Source organism: Stenotrophomonas sp. SMYL41 (assembly GCF_036319965.1).
Lineage (GTDB): Bacteria > Pseudomonadota > Gammaproteobacteria > Xanthomonadales > Xanthomonadaceae > Stenotrophomonas > Stenotrophomonas maltophilia_R.
The window spans coordinates 126,555-139,252 of record NZ_JAWIRX010000005.1 but is presented as its reverse complement, the minus strand read 5'-3'; the positions used below and the strand labels follow the sequence as shown (position 1 = coordinate 139,252).

The 12,698-nt window shown below is 68.1% G+C and carries 11 protein-coding genes; 9 read left to right on the top strand and 2 right to left on the bottom strand.

Annotated features, from left to right (window positions below):
• Window positions 1-36 precede the first annotated feature (36 nt).
• The 3 genes from V3B30_RS07980 (at window position 37) to V3B30_RS07970 (ending at window position 3,291) form a co-directional block, all read left to right on the top strand.
• Complete coding sequence (locus V3B30_RS07980; RefSeq protein WP_262084338.1) at window positions 37-522, top strand: DUF1203 domain-containing protein; 486 nt, start codon at window positions 37-39, stop codon at window positions 520-522.
• 233 nt (window positions 523-755) lie between these two features.
• Complete coding sequence (locus V3B30_RS07975; RefSeq protein ID WP_262084247.1) at window positions 756-1,928, top strand: lytic polysaccharide monooxygenase; 1,173 nt, start codon at window positions 756-758, stop codon at window positions 1,926-1,928.
• Window positions 1,929-2,106: 178 nt separating this feature from the next.
• Complete coding sequence (locus tag V3B30_RS07970; protein ID WP_262084246.1) at window positions 2,107-3,291, top strand: lytic polysaccharide monooxygenase; 1,185 nt, start codon at window positions 2,107-2,109, stop codon at window positions 3,289-3,291.
• 75 nt (window positions 3,292-3,366) lie between these two features.
• Here the strand turns inward: V3B30_RS07970 and V3B30_RS07965 are convergent, their stop codons facing one another.
• The gene (locus tag V3B30_RS07965; RefSeq protein ID WP_100474588.1) at window positions 3,367-4,116 is read right to left on the bottom strand and encodes a ferredoxin--NADP reductase; all 750 of its coding nucleotides are present in this window, start codon (window positions 4,114-4,116) and stop codon (window positions 3,367-3,369) included.
• Window positions 4,117-4,200: 84 nt separating this feature from the next.
• Here V3B30_RS07965 and V3B30_RS07960 point away from each other — a divergent pair, with 84 nt between their 5' ends.
• The 5 genes from V3B30_RS07960 (at window position 4,201) to V3B30_RS07940 (ending at window position 9,184) form a co-directional block, all read left to right on the top strand.
• On the top strand, window positions 4,201-5,169 hold the full coding sequence (locus V3B30_RS07960; protein WP_049400895.1) for an ABC transporter ATP-binding protein: 969 nt from the start codon (window positions 4,201-4,203) through the stop codon (window positions 5,167-5,169).
• Window positions 5,166-5,957, top strand: coding sequence for an ABC transporter permease (locus V3B30_RS07955; RefSeq protein ID WP_262084245.1), 792 nt, complete (start codon window positions 5,166-5,168; stop codon window positions 5,955-5,957). The genes V3B30_RS07960 and V3B30_RS07955 overlap by 4 nt, the downstream gene beginning before the upstream one ends.
• 403 nt (window positions 5,958-6,360) lie before the next feature.
• On the top strand, window positions 6,361-7,128 hold the full coding sequence (locus V3B30_RS07950; RefSeq protein WP_262084244.1) for a hypothetical protein: 768 nt from the start codon (window positions 6,361-6,363) through the stop codon (window positions 7,126-7,128).
• Window positions 7,129-7,325: 197 nt separating this feature from the next.
• Window positions 7,326-8,264, top strand: a complete 939-nt coding sequence (gene panE / locus V3B30_RS07945) for a 2-dehydropantoate 2-reductase (RefSeq protein WP_262084243.1) — start codon at window positions 7,326-7,328, stop codon at window positions 8,262-8,264.
• Window positions 8,261-9,184: an epimerase gene (locus V3B30_RS07940; protein WP_262084242.1), complete on the top strand. Its 924-nt coding sequence runs from the start codon at window positions 8,261-8,263 to the stop codon at window positions 9,182-9,184. Before panE ends, V3B30_RS07940 begins: the two co-directional genes overlap by 4 nt.
• 27 nt (window positions 9,185-9,211) lie before the next feature.
• Here the strand turns inward: V3B30_RS07940 and V3B30_RS07935 are convergent, their stop codons facing one another.
• Window positions 9,212-10,009, bottom strand: coding sequence for a TatD family hydrolase (locus V3B30_RS07935; RefSeq protein ID WP_262084241.1), 798 nt, complete (start codon window positions 10,007-10,009; stop codon window positions 9,212-9,214).
• A gap of 67 nt (window positions 10,010-10,076) precedes the next feature.
• On the opposite strand from V3B30_RS07935, the gene hrpB reads away from it, so the two are divergent.
• Window positions 10,077-12,581, top strand: coding sequence for an ATP-dependent helicase HrpB (hrpB, locus tag V3B30_RS07930; RefSeq protein ID WP_262084240.1), 2,505 nt, complete (start codon window positions 10,077-10,079; stop codon window positions 12,579-12,581).
• The last annotated feature ends 117 nt before the right edge of the window (window positions 12,582-12,698 follow it).

The window sequence follows — 12,698 nt, the reverse complement described above, 5'->3', positions numbered from 1 at the left end:
ATGCGCACAATCCGCGGAGAACCCAAGGAGACGCCCATGCACGCGTGGTACCTCGGTGGCATCGACCACCGCCCGTTCCTCCATCTGTTCGAGATGAGCGACAGCGCACTCGCCGCGCTCGGCATCCAGCGTCGCTGGGCGGGCGCCAATGGCGGCCATCCCTGCCGGATCAGCCTGAGCGATCCCGCACCTGGCAGTGAACTGCTCCTGCTGTCCCACGTCCACCTGCCGCTGCATTCGCCATACCGCGCCGCCGGGCCGATCTTCGTGCAGCGCGGCGTGACCCGTTGCGTCCTGCCGCCGGGCGAAGTGCCCCCGTACGTGCAGCGCAGGATGATCTCGGTGCGTGCCTATGATCACGCCGCGCTGATGCGCGATGCCGAGGTCTGTGCGGGCATCGACGTTGCGGGCCGACTGGATGCACTGTTCGCCGACACGTCGGTGGCGTTCGTCCAGTTGCACAACGCGGCGCATGGCTGTTTCTCGTGCCAGGCGGATCGGGTCGCTACCGGGACTGCGTAGCGTGATCTCCATGACGTGATCGATGCCACGCCGATCCCGTGACGTCCAACGCATCCGTTCAGCCCTGCGTGAAGCCGGTGGGAAGGGCTTCACATGCGCAGTCACGGATCGGCACTGGGATGGTTCCGCCGCCTGCATCGCGACTCGATACTCACCGTGGTGCCGCCGAAAGTCCGCCACGCAGCGCAGCTCCTGCGGTCACCGTTCCCTTTCGACGACCACAAGGATGCGCCATGTCATTCCGATCCACACCGTTGTTGCTGGCCACCTCGATTGCCGCTGCGGGCCTGTGCCTGGCCGGCAGCGCGTTCGCCCACGGCACCATGACCACGCCGGTCAGCCGTGTCTATGCCTGCTTCCAGGGCAATCCCGAGAACCCGACCAACCCGGCCTGTGCCGCTGCAAAAGCGATTGGCGGTTCGCAGGCGTTCTACGACTGGAACGGCATCAACCAGGCCAACGCCAACGGCAATCATCAGGCCGTGGTGCCTGACGGCAAGCTGTGCAGCGGCAACAACCCGACCTTCCGCGGACTGGATGTGAACCGCAGTGACTGGCAGACCACGCCGATCCAGGCCGATGCCAATGGCAAGTTCACCTTCGTGTTCAAGGCGACCGCACCACATGCCACCCGTGACTGGCGCTTCTTCGTCACCCGCGAAGGCTGGCAGCCGGGCAGCCCACTGCGCTGGGCCGACCTGCAGGAGTTCTGCACGCTGGGCAATACGCCGCTCTCGGCCGATGGCACCTACAAGCTGCAATGCACGCTGCCGCAGCGCAGCGGCCAGCATGTGATCTACAACACCTGGCAGCGCTCGGATTCGACCGAAGCGTTCTACACCTGCATGGACGTGCGTTTCGAGGGAAGCGGCGGCAGCACTCCGCCAGCAGCGCAGTGGCAGGATGCAGGCCCGGTCACCGCGCGCGGCGAGCTGCCGGTTGGCACGACGTTGGCACTGCGCGTGTTCAATGCCAACGGCAATGACGTCGAACGCGTGGAAGCAACCCTGGCCAGCGGCCAGACGGCGGCCGCGCAGTGGCCGTTGGCGCTGGCCCGCAAGGTCAATGCCAGCGCCCAGCATGCACGCGTGGGCGTGCTCAGTAACGGCGTGATCACGCCTGCCGCTTCGGCCACCGGCAACCGCGTGTACCTGAAGGACGGCAACCGCTTCCAGCTCGATACCCAGGTTCCCGACCCTGGCACGCCGTCACCGGGCGGCGATTTCGACCACGTGTACCCCGCCGGCATCGGCAGTTACGTGCCGGGCCAGACCGTGGTGAAGAGCAGCGACGGCAAGCTGTATGCCTGCCGCCCGTTCCCGGAGGGTGCGTGGTGCAACGTCAACGCCGAGGCGTACCGGCCGGGTGTCGGCGCGGCCTGGCGCGACGCGTGGATCGCGTACTGAGGCCGTGATGCGGGAGGCGGTGCAGCATGCACCGCCTTCTGCCAGGGAAGCGGCACAGTGAGCAACGTGTTGCAGATCGAACACGGCCGCCATCGAATTCGAACTTATCCGATGTTGCCGGCGGGCCTGCATGTGAAGACTGCGCGAGGTTTCCCACACTTCGCAAAGGAGTTCCTGCATGCATCTGTCCCATCGGGCAGTCCTCGCTCTGTCCGTCGTTGCCGGCCTGGCCCTGTCCGGCAGCGCCTTCGCCCACGGCACCATGACCAAGCCGCTCAGCCGCGTGAAGCAGTGCCACGAGGGCAATCCGGAGAACCCGACCAACCCGGCCTGTGCCGCGGCCAAGGCCATCGGTGGCGCGCAGCCGTTCTATGACTGGAGCGCGATCGCCCACGGCAACGCCAATGGCAACCATCGCGAGCTGGTGCGTGACGGCGAGCTGTGCAGCGCCAGCATCCCCAAGTACCGCGGGCTCGATCTGAACCGCAGCGACTGGCCGACCACCCCGGTCCGCGCCGATTCGCGCGGCCGCTACACCTTCGAATTCCGGGCACCGGCGCCGCACGCCACCCGCGAGTGGAAGTTCTACGTCACCCGCGATGGCTGGCAGCCGGGCAGCCCGCTGCGCTGGGCCGACCTGCAGGAATTCTGCACCCTGGGCAACGTGCCGCTGTCCGAAGGCGGCGTCTACAAGCTGGACTGCCCGCTGCCCAAGCGCAGTGGCCAGCACATCATCTACAACACCTGGCAGCGCTCGGATTCGCAGGAAGCGTTCTATACCTGCATGGACGTGCGCTTCGAAGGTGGCGGTGGCGTGGTTCCGCCGCCGCAGTGGCAGGATGCCGGTGCAGTAACCGCCAATGGCGCGCTGGAGGTGGACAGCACCGTGACCCTGCGCGTGTTCAACGCCAACGGCAATGACCTGGAGCGTCTGGAAACCAAGCTGGCGACCGGCCAGACCAGCCCGACGCAGTGGCCGCTGGCCCTGGCCCGCAAGGTCAACGCCAGCGCACAGCACGCCCGCGTGGGCGTGATGAAGAACGGCGTGATCACACCGGTCGCCTCGGCTACCGACAACCGCGTGTACCTGAAGCCGGGCAACCGCTTCCAGCTGGAAACCCAGGTGCCGGGCCCGGGCCCGGTCGATCCGGTCGATCCGGTCGATCCGCCGGGCAACGATTTCGACTTCGTGTACCCGGCCGGCCTCGGCGGCTACAAGCCGGGCGAGACCGTGGTGAAGGGCACCGACGGCAAGCTGTACGCCTGCCGCCCGTTCCCGGAAGGCGCCTGGTGCAACATCAACGCCGATGCCTACCGCCCGGGCACCGGCTTCGCCTGGCGCGACGCCTGGATCGCGTACTGAGGCAGGACACCGGGGGCGGCATGATGCCGCCTCCGGTTCATGGGATTGCCGGCCCGCGGCCGGCACTACCCCGGCTTATTTGCTGCTGACGTACTTCTCGCGGCGGATCTGCGGGTTGCCCAGGCCTGCGGCCTTCAGCAGCTCGGCGCAGGCATCGACCATGTCCGGGTTGCCGCACAGGTAGGCGATGTCGGTGGCCGGGTCCGGGGTGAAGCCGGCCAGCGCCTGCTGCACGTAGCCGTGCTGCACGTCCGGGTGCGGAGCGGCCGGCAGTTCGCGCGACAGGCACGGCACATAGCGGAAGTTCGGGTGTTTTTCGGCGAAGCTGTAGAAGTCTTCGCTGTACAGCAGCTCGCCCGGGCTGCGCGCGCCCTGCAGCAGCACGATCTGCACACCGCGCTCGGCCATGGCCTTTTCCAGCAGCGGCAGCATCGAGCGGTACGGGGTGACGCCGGTACCGGTGGCGATCAGCAGGTAACGGGCGTTGTGGTCACCGGGATTCAGGCAGAACCGGCCATAGGGGCCGGACGCACTGATCTGGCCGCCCTGCTCCAGCGCCTCGAACAGGGCCGTGGCGGCGCCGCCGGGCACGAAGCTGACCGCGATATCCACCGCCTCGCCCGGGCCCAGCGCATGGTCATGGATGGTCGCCAGCGAGTAGCTGCGCTTGGTTTCAGTGCCGTCGGCGTAGCTGAAATGGACCTGGATGAACTGGCCGGGCTGGAAATCCAGCGGCTGTCCATCATCACGCACGAACTGGTAGTGGCCGACGGTCGGGGCCAGCATGCGGCAGCCGACCAGCTTGAGGGGGAATTGAACAGGCACGACTTTTCGGGACAGTGTGTAGCCGGGGCAAGCCCTCGGGGTCTTCTATAATAGCCGCTCCCCGCCCCTCTCCAGCGCCAGCCCATGGGCGCGAAGGCTTCGAGCTTGGCATCCCAGAACGATACGGCGCCCGCCCTGCGCGTGCGCGACCTGCGCAAGACCTACGACAACGGCACCCAGGCCCTGAAGGGGGTTTCCCTGGAAGTGGCCCCGGGCGACTTCTTCGCCCTGCTCGGCCCCAACGGTGCCGGCAAGTCGACCCTGATCGGCATCATCAGCTCCCTGGTCAACCTCAGCGAGGGCCAGGTGGAGGTGTTCGGCAGCGACCTGGTGCGCAACCGCAGCGCCACCATGCGCCTGATCGGGCTGGTGCCGCAGGAAATCAACTTCAACCTGTTCGAAAAGCCCTTCGACATCCTGGTGAACTACGCCGGCTTCTATGGCGTGCCGCGCGAGGAAGCCGAGCAGCGCGCCGAAGAGGAACTGAAGCGGGCCCACCTGTGGGAAAAGGCGCAGGTGATGAGCCGCACGCTGTCCGGCGGCATGAAGCGCCGGCTGATGATCGCCCGCGCGATGATGACGCGCCCGCGCCTGCTGATCCTGGACGAGCCGACCGCCGGCGTGGACATCGAGATCCGCCGCGACATGTGGCGCGTGCTGAAGGAGATCAACGCTGCCGGCACCACGATCATCCTCACCACGCACTATCTGGAAGAAGCCGAGTACCTGTGCCGCCACCTGGCGATCATCAACCATGGCCAGATCGTCGAGCAGGGGCCGATGCGCACCCTGCTGGCCAAGCTGGACGTGGAAGGCTTCCTGCTGGACATCGACGGTGACCTGCCGGCGCAGCTGCCGGTGATCGAAGGCGCGACCCTGACCGCGCCGGACCCGCATACGCTGGACATCGACATGCCGCGCGCGATGGACCTCAACCGCGTGTTCGCCACGCTCAACGAGTCCGGCATCCGCGTGCGCTCGATGCGTACCAAGAGCAACCGCCTGGAGGAGCTGTTCGTGCGCCTCACCGGCAACCTGGAGAAGCCTGCATGAACACCACCGAGCTGACCGACGGCCAGCGCAACCGCGTCGCACTGCTGACCATCGTGCGCCGCGAAGTCGCCCGCATCATGCGCATCTGGGGCCAGACCCTGGTGCCGCCGGCGATCACCATGACCCTGTACTTCCTGATCTTCGGCCGCCTGATCGGCTCGCGGGTGGGCAACATGGGCGAGTACAGCTACATGGAGTTCATCGTGCCGGGCCTGGTGATGATGAGCGTGATCCAGAACAGCTACGGCAACATCAGCTCCTCGTTCTTCGGCGCCAAGTTCGGCCGCCACGTGGAAGAACTGCTGGTCAGCCCGATGCCGAACTGGGTGATCCTCTGGGGCTACGTCGCCGGCGCAGTGCTGCGCGGCCTGATGGTGGGCGTGATCGTGCTGATCATCGCCATGTTCTTCACCCCGGTGCGCATCCCGCACCCGCTGGTGACGCTGAGCACGGTGATCCTGGGTGCGACGATCTTCTCGCTGGCCGGTTTCATCAATGCGGTGTATGCCAAGAAATTCGATGACGTGGCGATCGTGCCGACCTTCATCCTGACCCCGCTGACCTACCTGGGTGGCGTGTTCTATTCGGTGAAGCTGTTGCCGGGCTGGGCGGAAGCGGCCACGCACGCGAACCCGATCTTCTACATGGTCAATGCATTCCGCTATGGCCTGCTGGGCAGCAGCGATGTGCCGTTGTGGGTGGCCTATGCGCTGATGATCGGTTTCGTGGTGATGCTGACCGCGGTGGCGCTGTGGCTGCTGCGTCGCGGCGTGGGCATGCGCAGCTGAGGGTTGCCTGCAGGGCCTGCGGCCCTGCACCCGCCGAATCAACTTCAACGGCAACGGCAACGGCCACGGCAAAAGCTGACGATCCGTGGGATGGCGGGGTGGGGGGGGGGGGGGGGGGGGGGGGGGGGGGGGGCGCGGGGGGGGGGGGGGGGTCCGGTTGCGGGAGACGCCGTGAACCCATCCCTGGGGGCTTGGCCGCGGCATCCATGCCGCGGACATTCCCGCAACCGGACCCACCCCGCCTTCGACAGATTTCCGCGATCTGTCGGAACGGCATTCTGCTCTGGTAGGTGTCAACCTTGGTCGACACGGTAGATCCACGCCATGCGTGGATAAAGCGTTCCCTATAGAGCCAAGCCGATGCTTGGCTCTTTTCGTTTCGGATTACGGCTAGGCTGTGGCGATGAAGATCACTTCCATTGCGTTGCACAAGGCCGTGTCGGACGGCCCCATCGATGCGTTCAGCCATGCCCTGCTGAGCGACTCGCCCACGCTGGATGAGGTGCTGGAATACCTGGCCTCGCTGCACGTGGCCGATCCCCGCCACCGCTATCTGTGCACGCTCGACGATGCCGGCCAGTGCCGCTACACCAGCATGCATGCGTCCGACGACGAGCGCATCGCGCTGTACGAGGACGAAGACCCGGCGACGCCGGAAGACGCGCTGGCGGCACGCGAGCGGTTGCTGGCGCATGTCATCGCGCAGCTCGATCACTCCTCTCATCGGCTGGAATGGACCACCCTGCCGGGCACCTTGCTGTGCAATGACGCAGACATCGAGGCGCTGGTCACGGCCAATGCTGCGCCGGATCTGATCGCCGACGAGGTGGTCTGCGTGCAGCAGGTGCGTGTGGCCCGCGACGACCTGCTGATTGCCGCCCTGCCCAACGGCTACTTCAGCGCGGACTGGGACCTCTTCCAGAACCACGCCCTGATCCGGTACCTGCAGCAGCAATACGACTACCGCCTGTTCGGGCTCGGCGCATCGTGGCTCGGCTTCCGGCGCGACAGTGCACCGTCGCCTGCACAAGCGGACGCGTTGGTCGCGGACCTGCAGCGCGTCTACGCTGCAGGAACGCACGATACCTGGTCACAACTGGCTGCAACGCTGGCCACCCGCACTACGCTGCTGTTGGGCTACACCGAAGGCTTCAGCGAACAACTGCCCTGAGCGCGGCTCTACACGAGCGAGCGCAGCGAGCGACCCGCTTCCGCCTTCGCTTTTGATCTGTTTTCCGTGGTGGCCGCGCCCGGATACTGGCAGGGGTCGTGAAACCAACTCCGCGAACCACCACGAGGGGCTCCGCCGTTGGCCGCAATCTCCGGCACAATCGAAATCCTGATTCCCCAGAAAACGGTGAACGTGCAATGCGCATCCTGATCCTCGGCGCCGGCGGTACCGGCGGTTACTTCGGCGGCCGCCTGGCCCAGGCCGGCGTGGACGTGACCTTCCTTGTGCGCCCCGCACGCGCCGCCCAGCTGGATCGCGACGGCCTGGTCATCCGCAGCCCGCTCGGCGATGCCAGCCTCCCGGTACAGCATGTCACCGCCGACGCGCTGCCTGCGCTCGCCGCACAGAAGCCGTTCGACCTGGTCATCCTCAGCTGCAAGGCCTACGACCTGTCCAGTTCGATCGACGCCATTGCCCCGGCCGTTGGCGCAGGCACCACCGTACTGCCCATCCTCAATGGCCTGCATCACTACAACGCCCTGGACGCGCGCTTCGGCCGCGACGCCGTGCTTGGCGGCCTGTGCTTCATCAGCGCCACCAAGGCCCCCGACGGCGCCGTGCTGCACCTCGGCAAGCCGGCCAAGCTCACCTTCGGCGAGCGCGACGGTGGCGCGCTGTCCGCGCGCGTGCGCGGCTTCGCTGCGGTCTGCGCGCAGGCCCAGCTTGATCACCTGGCCAGCCAGCGCATCGGCCAGGAGCAATGGATCAAGTACACCTTCCTGACCGCGCTGGCCGCCGCCACCTGCCTGCTGCGTGCGGATATCGGCACCATCGTCGCCACCGATGATGGCGAGGCGATCGTGCGCGGCCTGTACGACGAATGCCTGGCCGTGGCCGAAGCTGCCGGTGAGCCGATTCCCGATGCCGCGCAGGACGCCGCGCGCGCCACCCTGACCCAGGCGGGCTCGGCGTTGAAGGCATCGATGCTGCGTGACCTGGAAGCCGGCCAGCAGGTGGAGGCCGAACAGATCGTCGGCGACATGCTGGCGCGCGCGCGCAAGGCCGACCAGGAAGCCCTGCTGCTGCAGGTCGCCTACAGCAGCCTGCAGGCCTACCAGGCACTGCGCAGCGCGTGAGCCAGACGTTGCAGGCCAGCACGCTGCCGGCGCGGGTGCTGATCCTTGGCATGGGCTGGAGCGGACGCGTGCTGGCCCAGCATCTGCAGGCATTGGGCGCATGCGTCGCCGGCACTGTACGCGATCCAGAGTCGGCACCACAGGATGGCCTGCGGCGCCATCCGCTGCGTGCCGACGCCACGCCATCGCCTGCCCTGCTCGATGAGATCGCGCGGGCCGAGGCCGTGCTGTGCAGCGTGCCGCCCGACGCCGATGGCGACCCCGCAATGCGCCGGCTGTTGCCCGCGCTGCAAGCCAGCCCGGCCTTGCGCTGGGTCGGCTACCTGTCATCGACCTCGGTGTACGCCGACCGCGCCGGCGGCCGGGTCGACGAGCGCAGCGCAGCCGATGCCACTGAAACAGCCGGCGTGCAGCGCCTGCGGGCCGAAGCGCAATGGCGTGCGCTTGCTGAAGAACGCGGTATCGCATCGGCGCTGTTCCGCCTGCCCGGCCTGTACGGGCCCGGGCGCAATGCGCTGCTGCAGCTGGCTCAGGGACGTGCCCGCCACGTAGTGCGTCCTGGGCTGGCATTCAACCGACTGCACGTGGATGACCTGGCAAGGGTCGTTATCGCGTCGATGCAGCGGCCGTGCATGGATGGACTGTACCTGCCGTCCGATGACGAGCCGGCACCGCCGCAGGAGGTACTGGCCTTCGCCGCGCAGCTGGGCGGGTTTGCGATGCCACCTGCCGTGGCATGGGACGACCCCGCACTGAGCCCGACTCTACGGCGCTTCTACGAGAGCAACAAGCGCATCGACAGTCGCGGCACGCGTGAAGCGCTGGCGTGGGAGCCAAGGTTCCCGACGTACCGGGAAGGACTGGAAGATCTGGCTGCGGCGCTCGCTCCCGGCTTCGGGCTTTCACAGCTGCCGCGGTAGTGCCGGCCGCTGGTCGGCGCGAGCCGATCAACCCGCATCGGGCAGGCGGAAGAACGCACGCGTCGCCGCAGTTGCATTCACGGCGGTCACCGCCACGTCCTCGCCGCGGTCGCGCGCCAGTTCTTCCACGATGTGCGACAGGAACATCGGCTCGTTGCGGCGGTCCTTCGGCATCGGCTTCAGCGTGCGCGGCAGCAGGTACGGCGCGTCGGTCTCGATCATCAGGCGGTTGGCCGGAATGTTCTTCACCAGCTCGCGCAGGTGCGCGCCACGGCGTTCGTCGCACAGCCAGCCGGTGATGCCGATGTACCAGTCCTGGTCCAGGTAATCGAACAGCTCGTCGCGTTCGCCGGTGAAGCAATGCACCACCGCCGGCCCGATGCGACCCTCGACGTTCTTCATCTGCGCCATGAAATCGGCATGCGCGTCGCGCTGGTGCAGGAACAGCGGCTTGCCGTTGTCTGCGGCCAGCTGCAGCTGGCGCTCGAAGGCACGGTGCTGGGCCGGGCGCGGCGAGAAGTCACGGAAGTAGTCCAGCCCGCATTCGCCCACCGCCACCACTTCCGGGTGGGCATGCAGCGCGCGCATCTCGGCATCGCATTCCTCGGTGTACTCCACCGCGTGGTGCGGGTGCACGCCGGCGGTCGCATACAGGAAGCCGGGGTGCTGCTGGGCCAGCTGCACGGCCAGCGGTGAGTGCTCGCGGCTGGCACCGGTGATGACCATCTGCACCACGCCGGCCTGGCGCGCGCGCTCCAGCACGGCATCGCGGTCGCGGTCGAAGGAGTCGTGGGTCAGGTTGGCGCCGATATCGATCAGGTGCATGGTCATCGCGGGGGAAAAGTGCCCGCGCATTGTACCTGCGCCCGCCGTGGCCCCTTATCCTTTGCACATGAACGCCCCGCTCTTCCCTATCTCTCCGCTGCTGCCACAGATCCAGCAGCACCTGGCCACACACCCGCGGCTGGTGCTGGAGGCGCCGCCCGGCGCCGGCAAGACCACCCAGGTGCCGCTGGCGCTGCTCGATGCACCGTGGCTGCAGGGGCGGAAGATCATCCTGCTGGAGCCGCGCCGGGTCGCTGCACGCAGCGCCGCGCAGTTCATGGCGCGGCAACTGGGCGAAGAGGTGGGCGGCACGGTCGGCTACCGCATCCGCTTCGAGAACAAGGTCTCGGCGCGCACCCGCATCGAGGTGGTGACCGAAGGCATCCTGACCCGCATGCTGCAGGACGACCCGATGCTGGAAGAGGTCGGCGGCATCCTGTTCGATGAGTTCCACGAACGCCACCTCAGTGGCGACCTCGGCCTGGCGCTGGCGCTGGACGTGCAGGCACAGCTGCGCGATGACCTGCGCCTGGTGGTGATGTCGGCGACGCTGGATGGTGAGCGCCTGGCACGTTTCCTCGATGCGCCGCGCCTGAGCAGCGAAGGTCGCAGCTACCCGGTGGCGGTCAGCCATTTCCCGGCGCGCCGCGATGAGGCGCTGGAACTGCAGGTACGCCGCGCGGTGCAGCAGGCTCTGGCTGAACATCCCGGTGACCTGCTGGTGTTCCTGCCCGGCCAGCGCGAGATCGCGCGGGTGCAGGCGGGCCTGCAGGAATCGCTGGACACGGGCGTTGAAGTGCTGGCCCTGCACGGCGAGCTGCCGGTGGAACAGCAGGCGCGCGTACTGCAGGCGGCCACTGATGGCCGCCGGCGCGTGGTGCTGGCCACCAACGTCGCCGAGTCCTCGGTGACCCTGCCCGGCGTGCGCGTGGTGATCGACAGCGGCCAGGCACGTGAACCGCGCTACGACCCCAACAGTGGCTTCACCCGGCTGGACGTGGTGGCCATCGCCCAGGCGTCGGCCGACCAGCGCGCGGGCCGTGCCGGCCGCGTTGCCGAGGGCGTGGCGTGGCGGCTGTGGCCGCAGTCGCAGCGGCTGGAGCCGCAACGCCGCGCCGAGATCGACCAGGTGGAACTGGCCGGGCTGGCGCTGGAACTGGCGGCCTGGGGCAGCAGCGACCTGCGCTTCCTCGATCCGCCCCCGGCCGGCCCGATGGGTGCCGCGCGCGAACTGCTGCAGCGGCTCGGCGCGCTGTCCAGCAGCGGCGCGATCACCGCGCTCGGCCGCCGTGTACTGGCGCTGGGCACGCACCCACGGATGGCAGCGATGCTGCTGGCCGCGCCCGATGCCCGCACGCAGGCACTGGCCGCCGATCTGGCCGCCTTGCTGGACGCGCGCGACCCGCTGCGCCAGGGCGGTGATGCACTGGCCGCGCGTTGGCGTGCACTGGCGGCGTCCCGCAACGGCCGCGCACCGGGCGACGCCAACCGCAGCGGGCTGGCCGCCATCGATGCGGCCGCCAAACAATGGCGACGACGCCTGCGCTGTGACGCCACGCCGCCCACCAGCATCGAGGCCCACGAACTGGGGGACCTGCTCGCACATGCGTTCCCCGACCGGATCGGTGTCCAGCATCCCAGCGATCCGCTGCGCTACCTGTTGGCCAATGGTCGTAGCGCACGCCTGCACGAACTGAGCGACCTGCGTGGCGAACCGTGGCTGGTAGCCAGCGAACTGCGATTCGAGGCGCGCGATGCGCTGCTGCTGCGTGCCGCGCCGGTGGATGAAGGTCAACTGCGCAAGGCGTGGCCGGAGCGCTTCGTCACCGAAGATGTGGTGCGCTGGGACAGCGAGCGTCGCGCCCTGGTGGCACTGCGCGAGACCCGTTTCGACCGCATCGTGCTGGACAGCCGCTCGGCCGGGCGCGTCGATCCGCAGCACGCCGCGCAGGCCCTGACCGACGCGGTGGCCGAGCTCGGCCTGCAGGCGCTGCCGTGGACCGAAGGCCTGCGCCAGTGGCAGGCACGGGTGGAATCGCTGCGGCGCTGGATGCCCGAGCTCGGCCTGCCCGATTGCAGCGACGACGCCCTGCTGGCCACGCGCGCGCAATGGCTGCAACCCGCGTTCGCCGGCAAGGCGCGACTGGATGCGCTGGATGAATCCAGCTTCGGCGAAGCGTTGAAGTCGCCGCTGGAGTGGTTGCAGCGGCAGCTGGTCGAACGTCATGCGCCGACCCGCATTACCGTGCCCTCCGGGCTGGAGCGGCCGATCACCTATGCGCTGGACAGCGAGAGCGGCGATCCGTTGCCGCCGGTGCTGGCGGTGAAACTGCAGGAACTGTTCGGCCTGGCCGACACGCCGCGCATCGCCGACGGCCGCGTGCCACTGACCCTGCACCTGCTCTCCCCCGGTGGCCGCCCGCTGCAGGTCACCCAGGATCTGCGCAATTTCTGGGAAAGCACCTACGCCGAGGTGAAAAAGGAAATGAAGGGCCGCTACCCGCGCCATCCGTGGCCGGATGACCCGTGGACGGCGATGGCCACGCACCGGGCCAAGCCGCGCGGCACCTGAAAGCGGGGTCGGATCCCTTTGCAACGCAAAGGGCCCTGACCCCGGGCGCGGCGGTTGGGGTCAGAGCCCTTTCCCAAGGGAAAGGGATCCGACCCCACCCTGCCTGATCCTGAATGG

Excerpts from the sequence above, each read along its gene's own strand:
- V3B30_RS07975 (WP_262084247.1), top strand. The coding sequence starts at position 756 with ATGTCATTCCGATCCACACCGTTGTTGCTGGCCACCTCGATTGCCGCT.
- V3B30_RS07970 (WP_262084246.1), top strand. The coding sequence starts at position 2,107 with ATGCATCTGTCCCATCGGGCAGTCCTCGCTCTGTCCGTCGTTGCCGGC.
- hrpB (WP_262084240.1), top strand. The coding sequence starts at position 10,077 with ATGAACGCCCCGCTCTTCCCTATCTCTCCGCTGCTGCCACAGATCCAG.
- V3B30_RS07960 (WP_049400895.1), top strand. The coding sequence starts at position 4,201 with ATGGGCGCGAAGGCTTCGAGCTTGGCATCCCAGAACGATACGGCGCCC.
- V3B30_RS07950 (WP_262084244.1), top strand. The coding sequence starts at position 6,361 with ATGAAGATCACTTCCATTGCGTTGCACAAGGCCGTGTCGGACGGCCCC.
- V3B30_RS07935 (WP_262084241.1), bottom strand. The coding sequence starts at position 10,009 with ATGCACCTGATCGATATCGGCGCCAACCTGACCCACGACTCCTTCGAC.
- panE (WP_262084243.1), top strand. The coding sequence starts at position 7,326 with ATGCGCATCCTGATCCTCGGCGCCGGCGGTACCGGCGGTTACTTCGGC.
- V3B30_RS07980 (WP_262084338.1), top strand. The coding sequence starts at position 37 with ATGCACGCGTGGTACCTCGGTGGCATCGACCACCGCCCGTTCCTCCAT.
- V3B30_RS07955 (WP_262084245.1), top strand. The coding sequence starts at position 5,166 with ATGAACACCACCGAGCTGACCGACGGCCAGCGCAACCGCGTCGCACTG.